This window comes from Pantoea sp. CTOTU46764, assembly GCF_031974595.1.
Lineage (GTDB): Bacteria > Pseudomonadota > Gammaproteobacteria > Enterobacterales > Enterobacteriaceae > Pantoea > Pantoea trifolii.
Window position 1 is genome coordinate 1 of sequence record NZ_DALYOQ010000025.1, and the last position, 18,580, is coordinate 18,580.

An 18,580-nucleotide genomic window follows, 5' to 3' on the forward strand; every position below is an offset into this window, starting at 1 on the left:
CTGCTGAGCCGTCTGCGTTGCCGCTTTGCCGTCTCAGTGGTGGCGCATTATAGGGGGTTATTCGGAGCTGACAAGGGTTTATTGCAAATAAATTACTGTTCGACCTAAATTTCGCCACAACGCTGTATTTCACAACGATTTGCCTGGTAACTGCGCAAAATCCTGGGCAAAAAGCGCCACTTTATTCCAATCAGTGTATTCCACTTCTTTCGATGCATCGGTTTCACCGCCGGTCATACGCATAATGAATTGAATCATGACGCGATCAAACCAGCGATAACGCGGATAACGCAACGCGCCAGCGAAAACCGCACAGCAATCGGGTTGCCACGGTGACTGCTCCAGGAACTTGCGCGTATACGCATTGGTCTCTGGCGTGCACTTATCGGCTTTACGCGCTGTGAGGTTAACACTAAAGAAGCCGCTTACGCGCTGCTGCAACTGTGCTCTGTGCTGCGTAACAAACTTAAGCAACGCCGGATTGAAATGACCGTAGCGGATCGAAGCACCAATCAGCACGCGATCGTACTGCAACCAATCAATCTGGTTTGCCTCCAGCAGATCGATCACGTCACACAGTTGATGCGGCACTAACGTCTGCGCAATGCGCGCGGCAATGTCACGGGTTTGCCCATCGCGGCTGGAATACAGAATCAACGCTTTCATTACTTAATCCTATTTTATTATTCGCGCCAGAAGGTCGGCGTGAACAGCACCAGCAGCGTGAACACTTCAAGGCGTCCAAACAGCATGGTCAAAATCAAAATCCACTTCGCGACATCATTCATTGAAGTGAAGTTGTCTGCCACGACACCCAAACCGGGCCCGAGGTTATTCAGCGTCGCGGCCACGGCAGCAAAAGCAGAGAAGTCATCCACGCCGGTGGCAATGATGGCCAGCATACTGAGCAGGAACACCAGCGCATAAGCTGAGAAGAAACCCCACACCGCCTCGAGGATACGTTCCGGCAACGCGCGGTTGCCCAGTTTGATGGTGTAAACCGCATTCGGGTGCACCAAACGCTTCAGCTCACGCGAACCCTGTTTGAACAGCAGCAGAATACGGATCACCTTCAAACCGCCGCCCGTTGAACCCGCCATGCCGCCGATAAAGGCCGAACACAGCAGCAGTACCGGCAGGAACAGCGGCCAGCGTGCAATGCTGTCGGTGGTGAAACCGGCCGTGGTCGCCATCGAAACCACCTGGAAAAACGCTTGATTCAGCGTTTGCCAGCCGCTGGCGTACACATTGTGGAACCACAGCACGATGGTACAGATCAGCACTAAGGTCAGTTGCACGCCAATAAACATGCGGAATTCGGGATCGCGCCAGTACACTTTTAGGTTGCGACCGCTTAATAAAGAGAAGTGCAGACCGTAATTACAACCCGAGATCAGCAGAAATACCGCGACGATGGTATTGATGGTTGGGCTATTAAAGTAGCCGATGCTGGCATCGTGGGTTGAGAACCCGCCAATCGCGATAGTCGAGAAGCTATGGCCGATGGCATCAAACATCGGCATGCCCGCCAGCCAGAGTGCCAACGCGCATGCGACGGTGAGCAACACGTAGATCAGCCACAGCGTTTTAGCGGTTTCTGCAATACGCGGGCGCATCTTGTTATCTTTCAGCGGACCCGGCATTTCAGCGCGATAGAGCTGCATGCCACCTACGCCCAGAATCGGCAGAATTGCCACCGCCAGCACAATAATTCCCATGCCGCCGAGCCACTGTAGCATCTGACGATAGAACAGAATCGCTTTAGGCAGCGTATCCAGCCCCACCAGCGTCGTGGCGCCGGTGGTAGTCAGGCCAGAGAAGGATTCAAAGAACGCATCGGTGATTGAAAGATGCGGCTGCTCGGCGAAGATAAACGGCATCGCACCGACGCTGCCCAGCACGGTCCAGAAAAGCACCACGATGAGGAAGCCTTCGCGCGGCTTAAGTTCGCTTTTCTGCTTGCGGTTAGGCCACCACAGCAGCGAACCGATGAAGATTGCCATCATAAAGGTCTGACTGAACGCGCGCCCGGCACCATCACGGTAAATCAAGGCGACGAGGCCCGGTAAAATCATGGTCACCGAGAACAGAATCACCAGCAGGCCCACGATGCGGGTAATGGCGCGAAAATGCATTCAGCCGTTTCCTTTAAACAGAAGCTTTTAGTTTGTCAGCGGGATGAGCGTCAGCGCGCCCCGGCTGTAATCAGAGAGGTTTTGGCGAAAGCCATCAATCTGCGCATGCGGCAACGCTAAACGCAGCGCAATACGATCCTGATAATGGCTCTCTTCTATAATGCCGTCAAAACGTTGCAGCAGGCGCTCGATGTCACTCAGTTGGGCGTACTCACATTGCAGGGTAAAAGATTCCATCGGCACTTTACGCTGACGCGCCAGTTGCTTCAGCCCTTGCTGCACACCGCCACCATACGCTTTTACCAGCCCGCCGGTGCCCAGCATGATGCCGCCATAGTAACGCACCACCACTGCGGTGATCTCTCCGACGCCGCTGCCCATCAACTGAGCCAACATCGGTTTGCCGGCGGTGCCGGATGGTTCGCCATCATCGGAGAAACCCAACTGCTGCGAATCATCCGGCGCGCCTGCTACCCACGCCCAGCAGTGATGCCGCGCAGTGGGATGTTCCTGCTTCACCTGCTGCACAAACGCGCGCGCCGCTTCCACGCCCGCCGTGTGCGCCAGCAAGGTAATGAAGCGGCTTTTCTTGATGGTTTCCTCGCTGAGACTCACGGCCTCAGCGGGAATATCGTAAGCATCCATCAGGCAAGGTGCAGATCGCGCGTCATGTTTTCAATGCGATTGGTGTGAACCACCACGTTATCCTCGATACGAATACCGCCGTACGGTTTGAGTGCATCGATTGCCGCCCAGTCAAAGTATTGACTGAACTTGCCGCCGCGCAGCTTCGCCAGCAGCGAATCGATAATATAGAAGCCTGGTTCGATAGTCAGCACCATGCCAGGTTCCAGCACGCGCGTACAACGCAGGTACGGATACTGCGACGGCGCTGCCAAATGCGTGCCGTTGTCGTCCTGCATAAAGCCAGCCACGTCGTGCACCTGCAGGCCGAGCGGATGTCCAAGGCCGTGCGGCATAAACGGGCCGGTTAAATCTTCCGCCACCAGCGTCTCTTCGGTCAGGCCTTTCACCAGTTCGAACTTCAGCAGCAGACGCGCAATGCGCTGATGCATCTGCAGATGATAATCGGTATAGCGCACGCCAGCTTTCAAGGTAGCGATCAGCGCCAGCTCTTCCTTGTCCATCGCCGCAACCATTTCGGCATAGCGCGATTTGCTCTGCGCCGCATAGCTGCGCGTCAGGTCAGCGGCGTAACCGAGATACTCCGCACCGGCGTCAATCAGGAAGCTGTGACGTTTGGCCGGCGGTTGATGATCCAGTTTGGTGTAGTGCAGTACTGCGGCATGTTCATTCAGCGCGATAATGTTGCCGTAAGGCACATCGGTGTCGCGATGGCAGGTTGCGGTCAGATAGGCGATATTGATATCGAACTCGCTCATACCCGAGAAGAACGCCTCTTTGGCCGCGCGATGACCCGCCACCGCCAGCTTCTGCGCTTCACGCATACACGCCAGTTCGTACTCAGTTTTGATACTGCGATGATAATGCAGGAAATCGATCACACCTTTCGGGTTCACCTGCTCGCTGTTAATACCGAGCTGTGAAGCACGTGATGGCACCGGACCGATATAGGCCACGTTTTCACGCTGTGCAGGCAGCAACTGCGCGATCTCATCGGCACTCTTCAGGCCAATCACGTCCACATCGTTGGTCCAGAAGCTGTTTGGCAGCGGCTCAACGTTGTGCCAGTAATCAACCGGCGAATAGAACCACAGCTTGGGTTTATTCACGCCATCAATCCATAACCAGCAGTTTGGCACCTGCGTCACCGGCACCCACGCTTTGAACTGGGGATTCACCTTAAACGGATAATCGTGATCGTCGAGAAAAACGGTCAATAACTCGCCGGAATGAATCAGCATGGCATCAAGCTTAAAGCGAGCCAGCACCTGCTGCGCTCGCTGCTGCAGCGTATTGATGTGCGCGTGATACAGGGTTTTCAGTGAATCCATGGACTTGTCTCCGATGTCGCGAAAGTGGCCGCAGTGTAGCACAGCCGTGTAAGCGATGCCGTGCTGCACGCGCTGTGATCGTTGTATCAAATAAGCAAACTCTCGTTTGCAAATAATTAACATCAGACTCACACTCCAATTCATCTGGTATGACCAGATCAACTTTCGCGGTTTCAGGAGACGGACATGCTCTACCAAGGCGATACCCTTTCAGTTCACTGGCTTGACGACGGCATCGCCGAGCTGGTTTTTGATGCGCCCGGTTCGGTGAACAAACTCGATACCAAAACCGTTGCCTCACTGGGCGAGGCATTAAGCGTGTTGGAACAGCAACCTGCGCTGCGCGGTCTGCTGCTCTCGTCGGCCAAACCGGCATTTATCGTCGGTGCTGACATCACAGAATTTCTGTCGCTATTTGATGCGCCAGAAGAGAAGCTGAGTCAGTGGCTGGCGTTTGCCAACAGCATCTTCAATCGCTTAGAGGATTTGCCGGTGCCAACCGCGGCCGCCATTGATGGCTATGCGCTGGGCGGCGGCTGTGAATGCATACTGGCGACCGACTTCCGCGTTGCCACACCCACCGCACGCATTGGCCTGCCGGAAACCAAACTGGGCATCATGCCGGGCTTTGGCGGCAGCGTGCGTTTGCCGCGCCTGCTCGGTGCCGACAGCGCGATGGAAATCATCGCCGCCGGTAAAGATGTTGATGGCAACAGTGCCTTGAAACTTGGTCTGGTGGATGCAGTGGTCAGCAGCGACAAACTACGTGACGCTGCGCTTACCGTATTGCAAGACGCCATTGTGCAGGGCGACTGGCAGGCACGTCGCGCGCCAAAGCTGGCGCCGCTGAAACTCAGCCCGATTGAAGCCGCCATGAGCTTCACCATCGCCAAAAGCATGGTGCTGCAAACCGCAGGCAAACACTATCCGGCACCGATTACTGCCGTGAAAACCATTGAAGCCGCCGCCAGCCTCGGACGTGATGATGCGCTGAAGCTGGAAACCGCCGCGTTTGTGCCGCTGGCGCAGAGCGATGTGGCGCGTGCGCTGGTCGGTATCTTCCTGAACGATCAGTACGTCAAAGGCCTGGCGAAGAAGCACAGCAGCGCGGCCGGTGCGCCGCAGCAAGCTGCAGTGTTGGGCGCAGGGATTATGGGCGGCGGCATTGCTTATCAATCGGCATGGAAAGGCGTGCCGGTGATGATGAAAGATATCAATCCGCAGGCGTTAACGCTGGGCATGACCGAAGCCAGCAAGCTGCTGAACAAACAGCTGGAGCGCGGCAAAATTGACGGCGCCAAACTGGCCAGCGTACTCACCACCATTCAGCCGACGCTGGATTACGCCGGATTCGAACGTACCGATGTAGTGGTGGAAGCGGTAGTGGAAAATCCGCAGATCAAAGCCAAAGTGCTGGCAGAAACCGAACAGCATCTGCGCGAGGACGCCATTCTTGCCTCCAACACTTCAACCATTCCGATTAGCCAACTGGCGCAAGCCTTAAAACGTCCGGAAAACTTCTGCGGCATGCACTTCTTCAATCCGGTACCGCGTATGCCGCTGGTTGAAGTGATTCGCGGAGAGAAAACCTCAGAAGCCACTCTCAGCAAAGTGGTGGCCTGGGCGAGCAAAATGGGCAAGACGCCGATTGTGGTGAATGACTGTCCCGGCTTCTTTGTGAATCGCGTGCTGTTCCCCTACTTCGCCGCTTTCAGCCTGCTGCTGCGCGACGGCGCGGATTTCCGTCAGGTCGATAACGTAATGGAAAAACAGTTCGGCTGGCCGATGGGCCCAGCGTGGCTGCTGGATGTGGTCGGCATTGATACCGCGCACCACGCTCAGCAAGTGATGGCGCAAGGCTTCCCGTCTCGCATGCAGAAAGATTATCGCGACGCGATCGACGTGCTGTTCGAAGCCAAACGTTACGGCCAGAAAAACGGTCAGGGCTTTTACCGCTGGGAGCAGGATAAAAAAGGCAAGGCGCAGAAGAAGGCCGATGCGGCTGTCGATGCGCTGCTGGAACCGATTTGCCAGCCGACGCGCGTGTTCAGCGATGACGAGATCGCCAACCGCATGATGCTGCCAATGCTCAACGAAGTGGTGCGCTGCCTCGAAGAGAAGATCATCGCTTCACCGGCCGAAGCCGATATGGCGCTGGTGTACGGTTTAGGCTTCCCGCCGTTCCGTGGCGGCGCGTTCCGCTACATGGATACGCTGGGCAACAGCAACGTGGTCGATCAGGCCAAACGTTATACCGCGCTCGGTCCGCTTTACGCGCTGCCGGAGCTGCTGTTGCAAAAAGCCCATCAGCATCAGAGCTGGTATCCCGCAGTGCAACCAATTGACGAAGCGGCGCTGCAAAGTGCCTGAGGTAATGAAAATGGAAAAAGTAGTCATTGTTGATGCGGTCCGCACGCCGATGGGACGCTCCAAAGGCGGTGCGTTTCGCCAGGTGCGCGCAGAAGATCTCTCGGCGCATTTGATGCGCGAGCTGCTGAGCCGCAATCCGGCGGTCGATCCCGCCACGCTGGACGACATTATCTGGGGCTGCGTGCAGCAGACGCTGGAGCAAGGCTTCAACATTGCACGTAACGCCGCGCTGCTGGCCGAGATCCCGCATCGCGTGCCTGCCAGCACTGTCAACCGCCTGTGCGGTTCGTCGATGCAGGCGCTGCACGACGCGGCGCGTGCCATTATGGTTGGCGATGCGCATAGCTGCCTGATTGGCGGCGTAGAACATATGGGCCACGTGCCGATGAGCCATGGCGTGGATTTCCATCCCGGCCTGGGTCGCACGGTGGCGAAAGCGGCGGGCATGATGGGGTTAACCGCCGAAATGCTGGCGCGCATGCATCACATCACGCGTGAGCAGCAGGATACTTTCGCATTGCGTTCACACCAGCGCGCCTGGGCGGCAACCCAGCGCGGCGATTTCAAGCGTGAGATTGTGGCGACCTACGGCCATGACGCCGACGGCGTGTTGAAACGTTTCGAGAGCGACGAAGTGATTCGCGAAGAGACCAGCCTCGAAGGATTGGCTGCGCTGCGCCCGGCGTTCGATCCAGTCAACGGCACCGTGACCGCAGGCAGCTCCTCCGCGCTCTCCGACGGCGCAGCGGCGATGTTGATCATGAGCGAAAGCCGCGCACACGAACTCGGTCTGACGCCGCGCGCGCGTATTCGCAGCATGGCGGTGGTCGGCTGCGATCCGTCGATTATGGGTTACGGTCCGGTTCCCGCCAGCAAGCTGGCGCTCAAGCGTGCCGGATTGAGCGTGCAGGATATCGACTTGTTCGAGTTCAACGAGGCTTTTGCTGCACAGGCGCTGCCGTGCATCAAGGATATGGGCTTGCTGGAACAGCTGGATGAGAAAGTGAATTTGAATGGCGGCGCGATTGCGCTCGGTCATCCGCTGGGATGTTCCGGCGCGCGTATCAGTACCACGCTGCTGAATCTGATGGAGCGTCGCGATGCGCAATTTGGTCTGGCGACCATGTGCATTGGCTTAGGCCAGGGCATCGCCACAGTGTTCGAACGGGTTTAATACGTTAATGTTGCACGTGTTCCCGCCCTTTCGGGCGGGTTTTTTATGGCGGCCATCAGATAAACGCAAACGCATCGCCGAACATCTGCGCTTCCAGCGCGCCGCGCTCAGCACAGAAACGCTCACGCGCAATCTTCGCCATCTCAAAACGACCGGCAATATAGATATCGTGCTCGCTGAGCGACGCGAAATCCTGCATCACCGCCGTCAGCACCGTGCCGCTGCGTCCGGTCCAGTCATCCGCCGGTTGTTCAACCACCGGGATCACTTTCAGGTTCGGATGCTTCACCGCCAGCGCATTCAGCTCATCCAGATCGTACAGATGCATCAGCTCACGGCCGCCCCAGTAAATCGCGATCTCGCGATCGGGTTGCTGTGCCAGCGCGGTCAGCAGAATAGAACGCGCATAGGAGAAGCCGGTACCGCCCGCGATCAGAATGATCGGACGCTCGCTATCTTCACGCAGCCAGGCATCGCCGTGCGGCATATCAACGGTAATCTGGCGATCGTTCTTGATGCGGTCCATCACCGCCATCGCGTAGAGATTGAGATCCGACGCGCCGATGTGCAGCTCGATGATGTCCTTTTCCATTGGCGTAGAAGCCAGTGAAAACGGGCGCTTATCGCGCTCATCCATCACCACCATCAAATACTGTCCGGCGCGGAAGTTAAAATCCGCCGCCGGAATTAAACGAACGCGGTAAACCGTGTCCGTAATCGCTTCAACCGAAGTCACTTTGCAGCTTAACGTTGTCATGCGTTCCCTTTTTCTTCGGATCTAATTGGTCTGCCGCCGTTAGCGCTGCGGCGGCTCGGCAAAGATAGCTAACTCATCCCAAATGGCGTCAATGCGCGCGGTCACCGCCGGATCTTTCACAATCGGCGTGCCCCACTCGCGCGTGGTTTCGCCCGGCCACTTATTGGTCGCATCCATTCCCATCTTCGAGCCTAAGCCGGAAACTGGCGAGGCGAAGTCGAGATAATCGATCGGCGTGTTCTCAACCAGCACCGTATCACGCGCCGGATCCATACGCGTGGTAATCGCCCAAATCACATCATTCCAGTCGCGCGCGTTGACGTCGTCATCACACACAATCACGAACTTGGTATACATGAACTGACGCAGGAACGACCACACGCCGAACATCACGCGCTTGGCGTGACCCGCATACTGTTTCTTGATCGTCACGACCGCGAGGCGATAAGAACAGCCTTCCGGCGGCAGATAGAAATCTACAATCTCCGGAAACTGCTTAATCAGAATCGGCACCAGCACTTCATTGAGCGCCACGCCCAACACCGCCGGTTCATCCGGTGGACGTCCGGTGTAGGTTGAATGATAAATCGGGTTGCGACGTTGCGTTACGTGCGTCACGGTAAACACCGGGAAGCTGTCTACTTCATTGTAGTAGCCTGTGTGGTCGCCGTACGGACCTTCCGGCGCGACATCGCCCGGCTCGATATAACCTTCCAGCACCATTTCCGCGCTGGCCGGCACTTCGAGTTCGTTCGAAATACACTTCACCACTTCGGTTTTGTTACCGCGCAGTAAACCGGCAAAGGCATATTCGGACAAGGTATCCGGCACCGGCGTCACCGCGCCGAGAATGGTAGCAGGATCGGCACCCAGCGCCACCGACACCGGGAAATGTTCGCCCGGATGTGCTTTACACCACTCCTGGAAATCCAGCGCGCCGCCGCGATGCGACAGCCAGCGCATAATCACGCGGTTCTTGCCGATCACCTGCTGGCGATAGATACCCAGATTTTGTCGCTCTTTATGCGGGCCGCGCGTAACGGTTAATCCCCACGTAATCAGCGGCGCAGCATCGCCCGGCCAGCATTTCATCACCGGGATGCGCGACAGATCGACTTCATCGCCGCTGAAAATCTCTTCCTGGCACGGCGCATTGCGCAGGCGCTTAGTCGGCATGTTCAGCACTTGCTTGAATTGCGGCATCTTATCGAACAGATCGCGGAAGCCTTTTGGCGGTTCCGGCTCTTTCAGGAACGCCAGCAGCTTGCCGACTTCGCGCAGCGCACTGACCTCTTCCTGGCCCATGCCCATCGCCACGCGTTTCGGTGTGCCAAACAGATTACACAGCACCGGCATGTCGTAGCCTTTCGGGTTTTCGAACAGCAGCGCCGGGCCGCCGGCGCGCAGCGTGCGATCGGCAATTTCAGTCATCTCTAACTCAGGATCGATCTCCTGAGTGATGCGCTTTAACTCGCCACGCTGTTCCAGCAATGCGAGGAAGTCTCGTAAATCCTGATATTTCATGCGGCTTTAGCTTTCCGGCCAGAGTGAAGCGCCATTATAGGGGCGTTTCACGCTGACATGTTGAGGTTTTGCGTCAGGCAGGCTGACAGGAAAACGGCACCAGCGACTGAATCGCCAATACATCGTGATACGCAGCAATCGGCTCGCCGTGGCGGAACACTTTGAAGTCTTCGCCGCGAGCGCTGTAGTAACGCAGGCGATTCTCGCTCACGTGCAGGAAGCTGGCTTCGCGCAGCGCAATCACCGATTCATGCGGATTAACGGCACAGAACTCGGCCAGACGTTCGTCACGCGTTTCGCCCATATGGCCGCTGACGTGCGCATCAAGATAATGCGGATTGATCTGCACCGGGAACAGCCCAAGCGCGGGCAACACTACGCTGCTGCGCACCGGCATGTCATTGGTGGTGCGAATGGAAGGCGTTGCCACATTGCAACCGGCGCTCCAGCCAACGTACGGCACATCACGCTCGCGCACCGCGCGTTGGATGGCAACGATCAAGCCGTGCTCATGCAGCATTTGGTTGAGGAACCAGGTATTTCCGCCGCTCACCAGAATCAGCTCAGCGTGTTCAATCGCCGCAACGGGCGAGGCGAACTCGTGCACGGTGCGCACCTCAATGCCTAACGACGCGGATAAATCCTGCGCGCGCTGCGCATGATCGCCACGAATAATCGCGTACGGCACCAGCACCGCCGAGGTAATACCGCGCTGGGCGATCATCGCGTGCAGCTGCGGGTGGGCGTAACCTAACAGCGGCGCATCGTCAGCCACTTTGCCGTTACTTAACAGGAACAGTTCCATCAGCCACTCCTTTTCAATCGAAAGATGGGGATGGAGTCTGATACAGATGGTCGTCAGCCGTCAATTTTCTTGCAAGAAAGCGTAAATAAGCCGCATCAATCGGATAAATCGTAGTGAAATTGTTTTCAGCACCCGGTTTCCACCCGCCGATGCGCTATAACTCTGACAACTGATTTGATATTCTTAGCGTCCATTATTTGGGAGCGATTATGGAATCCTGGTACTTACTCTATTGCAAACGTGGACAACTGTTGCGCGCGAAAGAGCATCTTGAGCGGCAAGAGGTGAATTGCCTCAGCCCAATGATCGCTCTGGAGAAGATTGTGCGCGGTAAACGCACCACCGTGAGTGAGCCGCTGTTCCCTAACTATCTGTTTATCGAGTTCGATCCCGAAGCGATTCACACCACCACCATTAGCAGCACGCGCGGCGTCAGCCACTTCGTGCGCTTTGGCACCATGCCGGCCACCGTATCGCATGATGTGATCGAAGCGCTGCAAACTGATGCACCGCAGATCGTACTGGATCCGGAAACCCCGCAGAGCGGTGATGAAGTGATCATCACCGATGGCACTTTTGAAGGGCTGCGCGCCATTTTTGCCGAGCCGGATGGTGAAACGCGCTCCGTTCTGCTGCTCAACATGCTGAACAAACAGGTGATGCGCAGCGTGGATAACAAGCAGTTCCGCAAACTCTAAGCGAGTTTGAACAGCTGACGCGCGTTGAGATTTACCTGCGCGCCGAGCGCTTCTGCTTCTTCGCCACGCCAGTTCGCCACCTGCTGCACAATATGCGGCAGGAAGCACGGCTCATTGCGGCGTGAAGTGGGACGTGGATGCATATCGCGCGGCAGTAAATACGGTGCGTCGGTTTCCAGTAACAGGCGCTCAGCCGGAATCAGCGGCAGCAATTCACGCAGTTCCATACCGCGACGCTCATCGCACACCCAGCCGGTAATGCCCACCGACAATCCCAGCGCCAGACACGCTTGCAGTTCATCACGCGTACCGGTAAAGCAGTGAACGACAGCGCCTACCAACTTGGGCAGCCACGGCTCAAGCACCGCGACAAAACGATCGTGCGCCTCTCGGCAATGCAGAAACACCGGCAATTGCAGCTCAGCGGCCAACGCCAGCTGCGCATCGAAAGCGTATTCCTGCTGATCGTGGGCCGAGAGATTGCGATTGAAATCCAGGCCACATTCGCCAATTGCGACCACCTGCTCGCTTTCCGCCAGGCGACGTAAGGTATTCGCGGTTTCCGCCGACCATTCACTGGCATGGTGCGGATGGACGCCAGCGGTTGACCAGCAATATCCTGCATGTTGCGTAGCCAGTTGGCGCGCTTGCTGGCTCTCTAATGCATTGGTGCCGGTAATTAACAGGCCGGTGACGCCTGCTTCGCGCGCACGTTTTACCACCTGATCGCGATCTTTTGCGAATTGCGTGCTGGTCAGGTTTACACCGATATCAAACATGTTTTCTCCCCAATAAAAAACCGCCCAACGGGGCGGTTTAGATGCATCTTACCGAAGACATCAGGATTCGGTGTTGTGTTCCTCATCCGAAGACTGACGTCCTTTACCCACATAGTAGCGGGAGAAGAATACGCCGACTTCAAACAGGCAGTACATCGGAATAGCGAGCAAAGTTTGCGAGAAAACATCCGGCGGTGTGAGCAACATCCCAACCACGAACGCGCCAACCAACATATAAGGACGTTTCTTCTTCAAATCTTCGGGTGACGTAATGCCGGTCCAGCACAGCAGCACAATCGCAATCGGCACCTCAAACGCCACGCCAAACGCCATGAAAATCGTCATGACGAAGTCGAGGTAGTTGGTGATATCCGTTGCGATGGTCACACCTTGCGGCGCGGTTTTGGCGAAAAAGCCAAACGCCAGCGGGAACACGATGAAATAGGCAAACGCCACGCCGACGTAAAACAGCAGCGTACTGGAGAACAGCAACGGCATCACCAGTTTGCGCTCGTGGCGATAGAGCGCAGGCGCCACAAACGCCCACACCTGATACAAAATCACCGGCACGGCCAGAAACACCGAAACAATAATGGTGAGCTTGATCGGCGTGAAGAACGGCGATGCCACGTCGGTGGCGATCATGCTCGCACCGGCTGGCATCTGGCTAATCAGCGGTGCCGCGACCAGATGGTAGATATCATTCGCGAAATAGACCAGACACAAAAAGATGACTAAAACAGCGATGATGCAATTCAACAAACGCTTGCGCAGCTCAATCAAATGGCTAATGAGCGGTTGGGTATCTTCAACGGCCATGTTTATCGTTCATCTTTTACGAGAGAAATCTTCGCGGTGCTTTCAGGAGCACTGGCGACGGGATGGGTTTCTGCTTCTGAAGCGACGTTGTCTGGCTGCGGAGCCTGTGCGGGTGCACTGGTTTGATGTTCCGCTGCAGCAGGCGTGACCGCAGGTGAAGTCACGGGCTGCGCTGCTGCTGGTTGAGTTTGATGAATGGTGTTGGCTTCATCTTCCTCTTTTTCGACATCGATACTCTGCTGCACCGAACGCTTCATCGAGTCGGCGGTTTTACGCAGTTCTTCCATCGACTCTTTCAGCTCGGGTGATAGCGTGCCACGGCCCGCTTCTTCCACCTTTTTCAGGCTGTCCTGCAATTCCTGCAGTTTCAGCTCTTGCGCCAGTTCGTTTTGTACATTCGCGGCCAGCGAGCGAATGGCTCTGATCCAGCCGACGACGGTTTTCACCGCAACCGGTAATCGTTGCGGGCCAAGCACAATCAACCCGATCACGAACACCAATACCAGTTCACTAAAACCAATGTCGAACACAGTTATACCTGCTTGTCGTTCCGGGCGTCGTCTTTAGTCGCCGTGGTTTGCTGTTTGTCTGCCAGAGTTTTGGCGTTGAAGTCAGCGTCCTGCTCTTTCGGTTGATCCTTTTTATCGTCTTCATCGCCCATGGCTTTTTTGAAGCCGCGAATGGAAGATCCTAAATCCGAACCCAGGTTGCGAAGCTTGTTGGTACCGAACAGAAGAACAACAATGACGGCAATGATTAACAATTGCCAAATACTGATACCGCCCATGAGATATGCCTCTAATATTCTGTGAAAAACTGTTGACTGTAACGCACAGAAAGCCCGTATGATTTCGGGCTTTAGCTTGCGACATTACGCGATTTGTACCAGGCAGACAATCAGTTTGTCTTGCGCCAGCCAATAAGCCAGGTGACGATGCCAGCGGCCATTAATAGCGCCGGGAAGAAATCCCAATCCGGTCGACTTAACAGCACGGCGGTGCCACTTAATAACAGTGTAGCGCCTACACCAAACAGATAGCGCGCCTGATGATTGCGTGTTCGCTGTACGTTTAAATCGGTGACGAGTTTATCGACACTGTGCTTCAATAATTTGTGCTGGCGCATGCTGTCGTAAAATAGCTCCGGCAACTCCGGCAGTTTTTCCGCCCAGTACGGTGCTTTCTCTTTCACCGCCCGCATAATCGCCGGGATACCAATCTGATCTTTGATCCAATCTTCGAGGAACGGCTTGGCGGTTTTCCACAGGTCGAGCTGCGGATAGAGTTGGCGACCAATCCCTTCAATGTACAACAGCGTCTTTTGCAGCAGCACCAATTGCGGCTGCACCTCCATATTGAAGCGACGCGCGGTGTTGAACAGGTTCAGCAGCACGTGACCAAACGAAATTTCAGCCAGCGGCTTTTCGAAAATCGGCTCACACACGGTGCGAATGGCAAACTCAAAGTCTTCAACGTTGGTATCGGGCGGCACCCAGCCCGAATCCACATGCAGCTCGGCCACTTTGCGGTAATCGCGGTTGAAGAAGGCGATAAAGTTCTCAGCGAGGTAGCGCTTATCTTCTTTATTCAGCGAACCGACGATACCGCAGTCGATGCCGATGTATTGCGGATCTTCCGGGTGATCGTAGCTGACGAAGATATTGCCGGGATGCATATCGGCATGGAAGAAGCTGTCGCGGAACACCTGCGTGAAGAACACCTGCACACCGCGCTCGGCCAGCAGTTTCATATTGACGCCATGCTGCTCCAGCGTGGCGATATCCGAAATAGGAATGCCGTAAATGCGCTCCATCACCATCATCGACTCGCTGCAATAATCCGAGAACACTTCCGGCACATACAGCATGCGGCTCTGGTCAAAGTTACGACGCAGCTGGATGGCGTTCGCCGCTTCACGCAGCAGATTCAGCTCATCGATTAAGGTCTTTTCGTAATCACGCACCACTTCCACCGGACGCAGACGACGTCCATCCGGCAGCAAACGCGGCACCCAACGCGCCAGACGGTAAATCAGTCGCATATCGGCTCTGATCACCGGCAGGATGTCGGGACGAATCACTTTGATCACTACCGCGCGGCCATTGGATTTAAGCGTGGCGGTATGCACCTGCGCGATAGACGCCGACGCCAACGGTTTGATATCGAAGTCTTCAAACCAGGTTTCCACCGGGCCGCCAATCGACTTTTCAATCTGTTCTTTGGCTTTCACGCCATCAAATGGCGCAACGCGGTCCTGCAGCACCGCCAGTTCATCGGCAATCGCGGGTGGGAACAAATCGCGACGCGTAGAGAGCATTTGACCGAATTTGATCCATACCGGACCCAACTGCTCCATCGCTAAACGGATGCGCACGCCGGCGGAAGCGTCTTTATGTTGGTTAGGGATCCAGAAAATACAGCGCCGCCACAAGCGTAAAAGCAGTGTGAAGCGCATACGGGGAATCAGTTCATCAAGGCCGTAAGTCAGAAAGATCTTGATGATGAAGTATAAGCGCCGAATTTCTCCCAACGTCATTTCGCCTCCAGCTGTGCTAAACGCGTTTCAAACGCATTGAGCGAACGTTCCATCGCTTCCACTTCCTCGCAAAACCATGCCAGCTCCAGTGCGCCCGGCGCGACACGCCACTCTTCCGTCAGCACCTGGCCAAGATAATCCTGGCGGCGGGTAAACTGCTGCTGCACGAATTTCAGCGCCTGCTGCGCGGCCTGACTTACACCTTGCGCGGCGATATCGCCCATCCACGGCGCGAGGTATTCCGCCGGATCCAGCTCGGCAAGATCCATCAGCGCGGAGAATTGCTGTACCACCTGCAAATCGCCGTCCACCTCCAGTTCACCGCTACGAATCAAGCTGGTGAGCTGCTGGCGATCGCGCAGTTTCGGCAAGGTACTGACACGCAAACTCACCGTGCAGTCGCTGTTGTCCTGCCAATCACTCAGCACATCGAGTTGCGATTCGCTAAACACCAGTACCAAAGGAAAATCGAGCTCTTGCAGACGCAGCATCAATACTTTGCCCGCCAGACGCTGGCGTGCGGCTTTCAGGCTGCGATCGCGATAGAGAACACGGTTCAGGGCGGTCTCAAGACCGCCGGTGATGAGAGGAGTTAAAGTCATGATGGATTAGAATTTAAATCCGCGATGCAGCGCGACAATACCGCCCGTCATGTTGAAGTAGGTGGTATTTTCAAAGCCCGCGTCATTCATCATCGCTTTCAGGGTTTCCTGATCGGGATGCATACGAATCGACTCCGCCAGATAGCGATAGCTTTCAGCGTCTTGCGCCACCAGCTGACCAATACGCGGCAGAATGTGGAATGAGTAGGTATCGTAAGCTTTGCTGAGCGGCTCCAGCAGCGGCTTCGAAAACTCCAGCACCAGCAGACGTCCACCCGGTTTCAGCACGCGGAACATCGACGCCAGCGCTTTCTCTTTTTCGGTCACGTTACGCAAGCCGAAGGAGATGGTGATGCAATCGAAATAGTTATCCGGGAATGGCAGCGCTTCGGCGTTGGCCTGCACATAGCTAACGTTGCCCGATACGCCGAGATTACGCAGCTTTTCGCGGCCCATTTTCAGCATCGAGCTGTTGATGTCTGCCAGCACAACCTGGCCGGTCTCGCCCACCAGACGTGAGAATTTTGCCGTTAGATCGCCGGTACCACCCGCCAGATCCAACACGCGTTGACCACGGCGCACGCCGCTGCTGTCAATGGTAAAACGCTTCCAGACACGATGGATGCCAAACGACATCAAATCGTTCATCAGGTCATATTTTGCCGCAACGGAGTGAAACACGTCCGCGACTTTATCGGCCTTTTCGCTTTTCGCGACGGTCTGGAAGCCAAAATGGGTAGTTTCCTGCTGTGATTCATCTGCCATCGGTTTTACCTGTTCCACAAACAATTCTTGCCGAAGTGTATCAGAGTCGCGCTACACGAGCACGCGACCACCGTGCTATTCATTGATGCGGCGCAGCGAGTCTGTTGTTGGTTCTGCAACGTTTTCATCCCCGGTGCGATCGTCTGCCCAATCTTCATCCGCCTCTTCCGGCTGCGCTTGTTCAACCAGTTGCGGATTAATTGGACGTTTGATCTCCACGCCAAGCGAACGGAAAGCTTCACTTTGCGCGATCAGGTTGCCGCGCCCTTCAGACAGCTTTTTCATCGCCTGATGATAGCTTTGCTGCGCTTTGTCGAGATTGTGGCCGATGCCGCTCATGTCATCGACAAACAGCCGCATTTTGTCGTACAGCCGCGTGGCCCGGTCGGCGATGCGCTGTGCGTTGCGGCTTTGATGCTCATAACGCCAGAGGTTGTTGATAGTACGCAGCGCCACCAGCAATGTGGTGGGACTGACCAGCATGATGTTCTGCTGTAACGCTTCGCTGATCAGCTCGGGCTGACGATCGATCGCCAACAGAAACGCCGGTTCCACCGGGATAAACATCAACACATAATCCAGAGAGCGTAAACCGGGCAATTGTTGGTAATCTTTACGGCTCAGCAGGCGAATGTGTCCGCGCATGGCGCTAACGTGTTCCTGAATCGCCTGCTCACGCGTGGCTTCATCGTCGGCGTTGAAGTAGCGCTCGTAGGCAACCAGCGTCATTTTAGCGTCAATCACCACATCTTTGCCCTGCGGCAAACGCACGATCACATCCGGTTGCATCCTGCCCTGCTGTTCCAGCTGCACGCTGACCTGCGTTTGGTATTCATAGCCTTCACGCAAGCCAGAGGCTTCCAGCACGCGGGCCAACACCACTTCGCCCCAATTGCCCTGAATTTTGTTGTCGCCTTTCAGCGCTTTAGTAAGATTGACCGCTTCCTGCGCCATCTGCGCGTTGAGTTGCTGCAACTGGCGAATTTCGTGGGTCAGCGTGTGACGCTCACGCGCTTCCACGCCAAAGCTATCAGTCACTTGACGACGGAAACCGTCCAGCTGTTCACGCAGCGGGCCAATCAGGCTATTCAGACTTTGACGGTTCTGTTCATCGACGCGCCGCCCGCTGTTTTCAAAGATACGGTTGGCAAGATTTTCAAACTGTGCGCTGAGACGCTGTTCGCTGTTGGTCAGCAGGCGCTGCTTCTCTTCTGCACCGTAGCGTGTCTCTTCAAGACGAATGGTCACTTCACGCAGTTCGGCTTCCTGTGCGCTGTTCACTTCCAGCTGATTGCGCAGCTCACGACTGAGCTGTTCACTTTCGCCGCGCCAGTAATCAAGCTGCTGCAAACGTTCCTGCGCACCGCTGAGCGCGCCGTGTAGCTGGCGCATCTCCTGTTCGCGTTGCTGGATTTGCTGCTGTAACTGTTCAAGCTGCTGCTGTTGACGCTGCTGCGCCTCTTCCAGTAGACGACGCTCGGTAGTGAAGCTGGCGTGCTGATGGCCGGCGCGCAGTTGGGCAATGATCCAGCCAATGCCCAAACCGGCCAGCGCCAGCGCGCCGCTAATGATAAGTTGCTGATCCATAATCCCCCCCGCGGATCGTCTCGCTGAGGGAAAAGGTAGAGGTGTACTGTATGA

Annotated in this window: 18 protein-coding genes; 3 read left to right on the plus strand and 15 right to left on the minus strand. The window is 55.9% G+C overall.

Annotation, left to right across the window (positions count from 1 at the left end):
• Positions 1–129: 129 nt before the first annotated feature.
• The 4 genes from hemG to pepQ are packed head-to-tail and all read right to left on the minus strand — an operon-like array spanning position 130 to position 4,111.
• Positions 130–666, minus strand: a complete 537-nt coding sequence (gene hemG / locus RTM06_RS10760) for a menaquinone-dependent protoporphyrinogen IX dehydrogenase (RefSeq protein WP_293795768.1) — start codon at positions 664–666, stop codon at positions 130–132.
• Positions 667–683: 17 nt separating this feature from the next.
• The gene (gene trkH, locus RTM06_RS10765; protein ID WP_312182073.1) at positions 684–2,135 is read right to left on the minus strand and encodes a Trk system potassium transporter TrkH; all 1,452 of its coding nucleotides are present in this window, start codon (positions 2,133–2,135) and stop codon (positions 684–686) included.
• A 27-nt stretch (positions 2,136–2,162) separates the two neighbouring features.
• On the minus strand, positions 2,163–2,780 hold the full coding sequence (locus RTM06_RS10770) for an IMPACT family protein (protein WP_154194511.1): 618 nt from the start codon (positions 2,778–2,780) through the stop codon (positions 2,163–2,165).
• Positions 2,780–4,111, minus strand: a complete 1,332-nt coding sequence (gene pepQ, locus RTM06_RS10775) for a Xaa-Pro dipeptidase (RefSeq protein ID WP_312182076.1) — start codon at positions 4,109–4,111, stop codon at positions 2,780–2,782. Before pepQ ends, RTM06_RS10770 begins: the two co-directional genes overlap by 1 nt.
• A 186-nt stretch (positions 4,112–4,297) precedes the next feature.
• On the opposite strand from pepQ, the gene fadB reads away from it, so the two are divergent.
• Positions 4,298–6,481, plus strand: coding sequence for a fatty acid oxidation complex subunit alpha FadB (fadB, locus tag RTM06_RS10780; protein WP_312182078.1), 2,184 nt, complete (start codon positions 4,298–4,300; stop codon positions 6,479–6,481).
• A gap of 10 nt (positions 6,482–6,491) precedes the next feature.
• Positions 6,492–7,655 carry an acetyl-CoA C-acyltransferase FadA gene (gene fadA / locus RTM06_RS10785; protein ID WP_312182080.1) on the plus strand — a complete coding sequence of 388 codons (1,164 nt, stop codon included), beginning with the start codon at positions 6,492–6,494 and terminating at the stop codon, positions 7,653–7,655.
• Between the two features lie 55 nt (positions 7,656–7,710).
• Here fadA and fre read toward each other — a convergent pair whose 3' ends face one another.
• The 3 genes from fre to pepE form a co-directional block, all read right to left on the minus strand.
• Positions 7,711–8,412 carry an NAD(P)H-flavin reductase gene (gene fre / locus RTM06_RS10790; RefSeq protein ID WP_101763727.1) on the minus strand — a complete coding sequence of 234 codons (702 nt, stop codon included), beginning with the start codon at positions 8,410–8,412 and terminating at the stop codon, positions 7,711–7,713.
• Between the two features lie 39 nt (positions 8,413–8,451).
• A complete protein-coding gene (gene ubiD, locus RTM06_RS10795; RefSeq protein ID WP_312182085.1) occupies positions 8,452–9,936 on the minus strand; it encodes a 4-hydroxy-3-polyprenylbenzoate decarboxylase in 1,485 nt (494 codons plus the stop codon).
• Positions 9,937–10,009: 73 nt separating this feature from the next.
• A complete protein-coding gene (gene pepE, locus RTM06_RS10800; RefSeq protein WP_312182087.1) occupies positions 10,010–10,741 on the minus strand; it encodes a dipeptidase PepE in 732 nt (243 codons plus the stop codon).
• 209 nt (positions 10,742–10,950) lie between these two features.
• On the opposite strand from pepE, the gene rfaH reads away from it, so the two are divergent.
• The gene (gene rfaH / locus RTM06_RS10805) at positions 10,951–11,439 is read left to right on the plus strand and encodes a transcription/translation regulatory transformer protein RfaH (RefSeq protein ID WP_008105818.1); all 489 of its coding nucleotides are present in this window, start codon (positions 10,951–10,953) and stop codon (positions 11,437–11,439) included.
• Here the strand turns inward: rfaH and tatD are convergent.
• The 8 genes from tatD to rmuC all read right to left on the minus strand — a co-directional run bounded on the left by tatD (position 11,436) and on the right by rmuC (position 18,526).
• Complete coding sequence (tatD, locus tag RTM06_RS10810; RefSeq protein ID WP_256698072.1) at positions 11,436–12,218, minus strand: 3'-5' ssDNA/RNA exonuclease TatD; 783 nt, start codon at positions 12,216–12,218, stop codon at positions 11,436–11,438. The two genes, rfaH and tatD, sit on opposite strands and share 4 nt — an antisense overlap.
• Before the next feature lie 60 nt (positions 12,219–12,278).
• Positions 12,279–13,037, minus strand: a complete 759-nt coding sequence (tatC, locus tag RTM06_RS10815; protein ID WP_008105814.1) for a Sec-independent protein translocase subunit TatC — start codon at positions 13,035–13,037, stop codon at positions 12,279–12,281.
• Between the two features lie 2 nt (positions 13,038–13,039).
• The gene (tatB, locus tag RTM06_RS10820) at positions 13,040–13,567 is read right to left on the minus strand and encodes a Sec-independent protein translocase protein TatB (protein ID WP_008105812.1); all 528 of its coding nucleotides are present in this window, start codon (positions 13,565–13,567) and stop codon (positions 13,040–13,042) included.
• A 2-nt stretch (positions 13,568–13,569) separates the two neighbouring features.
• Positions 13,570–13,824: a Sec-independent protein translocase subunit TatA gene (gene tatA / locus RTM06_RS10825; protein WP_008105810.1), complete on the minus strand. Its 255-nt coding sequence runs from the start codon at positions 13,822–13,824 to the stop codon at positions 13,570–13,572.
• A gap of 110 nt (positions 13,825–13,934) precedes the next feature.
• Positions 13,935–15,572: a ubiquinone biosynthesis regulatory protein kinase UbiB gene (gene ubiB, locus RTM06_RS10830; protein WP_256698069.1), complete on the minus strand. Its 1,638-nt coding sequence runs from the start codon at positions 15,570–15,572 to the stop codon at positions 13,935–13,937.
• Positions 15,569–16,174 (minus strand): SCP2 domain-containing protein, encoded by a 606-nt coding sequence (locus RTM06_RS10835; RefSeq protein WP_265301712.1) that lies wholly within the window; start codon positions 16,172–16,174, stop codon positions 15,569–15,571. Before RTM06_RS10835 ends, ubiB begins: the two co-directional genes overlap by 4 nt.
• Before the next feature lie 6 nt (positions 16,175–16,180).
• On the minus strand, positions 16,181–16,939 hold the full coding sequence (gene ubiE / locus RTM06_RS10840; RefSeq protein ID WP_008105805.1) for a bifunctional demethylmenaquinone methyltransferase/2-methoxy-6-polyprenyl-1,4-benzoquinol methylase UbiE: 759 nt from the start codon (positions 16,937–16,939) through the stop codon (positions 16,181–16,183).
• A gap of 75 nt (positions 16,940–17,014) precedes the next feature.
• On the minus strand, positions 17,015–18,526 hold the full coding sequence (gene rmuC / locus RTM06_RS10845; protein WP_312182093.1) for a DNA recombination protein RmuC: 1,512 nt from the start codon (positions 18,524–18,526) through the stop codon (positions 17,015–17,017).
• Positions 18,527–18,580: the final 54 nt, after the last annotated feature.

Excerpts from the sequence above, each read along its gene's own strand:
- tatD (WP_256698072.1), bottom strand. The coding sequence starts at position 12,218 with ATGTTTGATATCGGTGTAAACCTGACCAGCACGCAATTCGCAAAAGAT.
- tatA (WP_008105810.1), bottom strand. The coding sequence starts at position 13,824 with ATGGGCGGTATCAGTATTTGGCAATTGTTAATCATTGCCGTCATTGTT.
- RTM06_RS10835 (WP_265301712.1), bottom strand. The coding sequence starts at position 16,174 with ATGACTTTAACTCCTCTCATCACCGGCGGTCTTGAGACCGCCCTGAAC.
- rmuC (WP_312182093.1), bottom strand. The coding sequence starts at position 18,526 with ATGGATCAGCAACTTATCATTAGCGGCGCGCTGGCGCTGGCCGGTTTG.
- hemG (WP_293795768.1), bottom strand. The coding sequence starts at position 666 with ATGAAAGCGTTGATTCTGTATTCCAGCCGCGATGGGCAAACCCGTGAC.
- rfaH (WP_008105818.1), top strand. The coding sequence starts at position 10,951 with ATGGAATCCTGGTACTTACTCTATTGCAAACGTGGACAACTGTTGCGC.
- ubiD (WP_312182085.1), bottom strand. The coding sequence starts at position 9,936 with ATGAAATATCAGGATTTACGAGACTTCCTCGCATTGCTGGAACAGCGT.
- ubiE (WP_008105805.1), bottom strand. The coding sequence starts at position 16,939 with ATGGCAGATGAATCACAGCAGGAAACTACCCATTTTGGCTTCCAGACC.
- tatC (WP_008105814.1), bottom strand. The coding sequence starts at position 13,037 with ATGGCCGTTGAAGATACCCAACCGCTCATTAGCCATTTGATTGAGCTG.
- pepE (WP_312182087.1), bottom strand. The coding sequence starts at position 10,741 with ATGGAACTGTTCCTGTTAAGTAACGGCAAAGTGGCTGACGATGCGCCG.
- fadA (WP_312182080.1), top strand. The coding sequence starts at position 6,492 with ATGGAAAAAGTAGTCATTGTTGATGCGGTCCGCACGCCGATGGGACGC.
- pepQ (WP_312182076.1), bottom strand. The coding sequence starts at position 4,111 with ATGGATTCACTGAAAACCCTGTATCACGCGCACATCAATACGCTGCAG.
- RTM06_RS10770 (WP_154194511.1), bottom strand. The coding sequence starts at position 2,780 with ATGGATGCTTACGATATTCCCGCTGAGGCCGTGAGTCTCAGCGAGGAA.
- fadB (WP_312182078.1), top strand. The coding sequence starts at position 4,298 with ATGCTCTACCAAGGCGATACCCTTTCAGTTCACTGGCTTGACGACGGC.
- ubiB (WP_256698069.1), bottom strand. The coding sequence starts at position 15,572 with ATGACGTTGGGAGAAATTCGGCGCTTATACTTCATCATCAAGATCTTT.
- trkH (WP_312182073.1), bottom strand. The coding sequence starts at position 2,135 with ATGCATTTTCGCGCCATTACCCGCATCGTGGGCCTGCTGGTGATTCTG.
- fre (WP_101763727.1), bottom strand. The coding sequence starts at position 8,412 with ATGACAACGTTAAGCTGCAAAGTGACTTCGGTTGAAGCGATTACGGAC.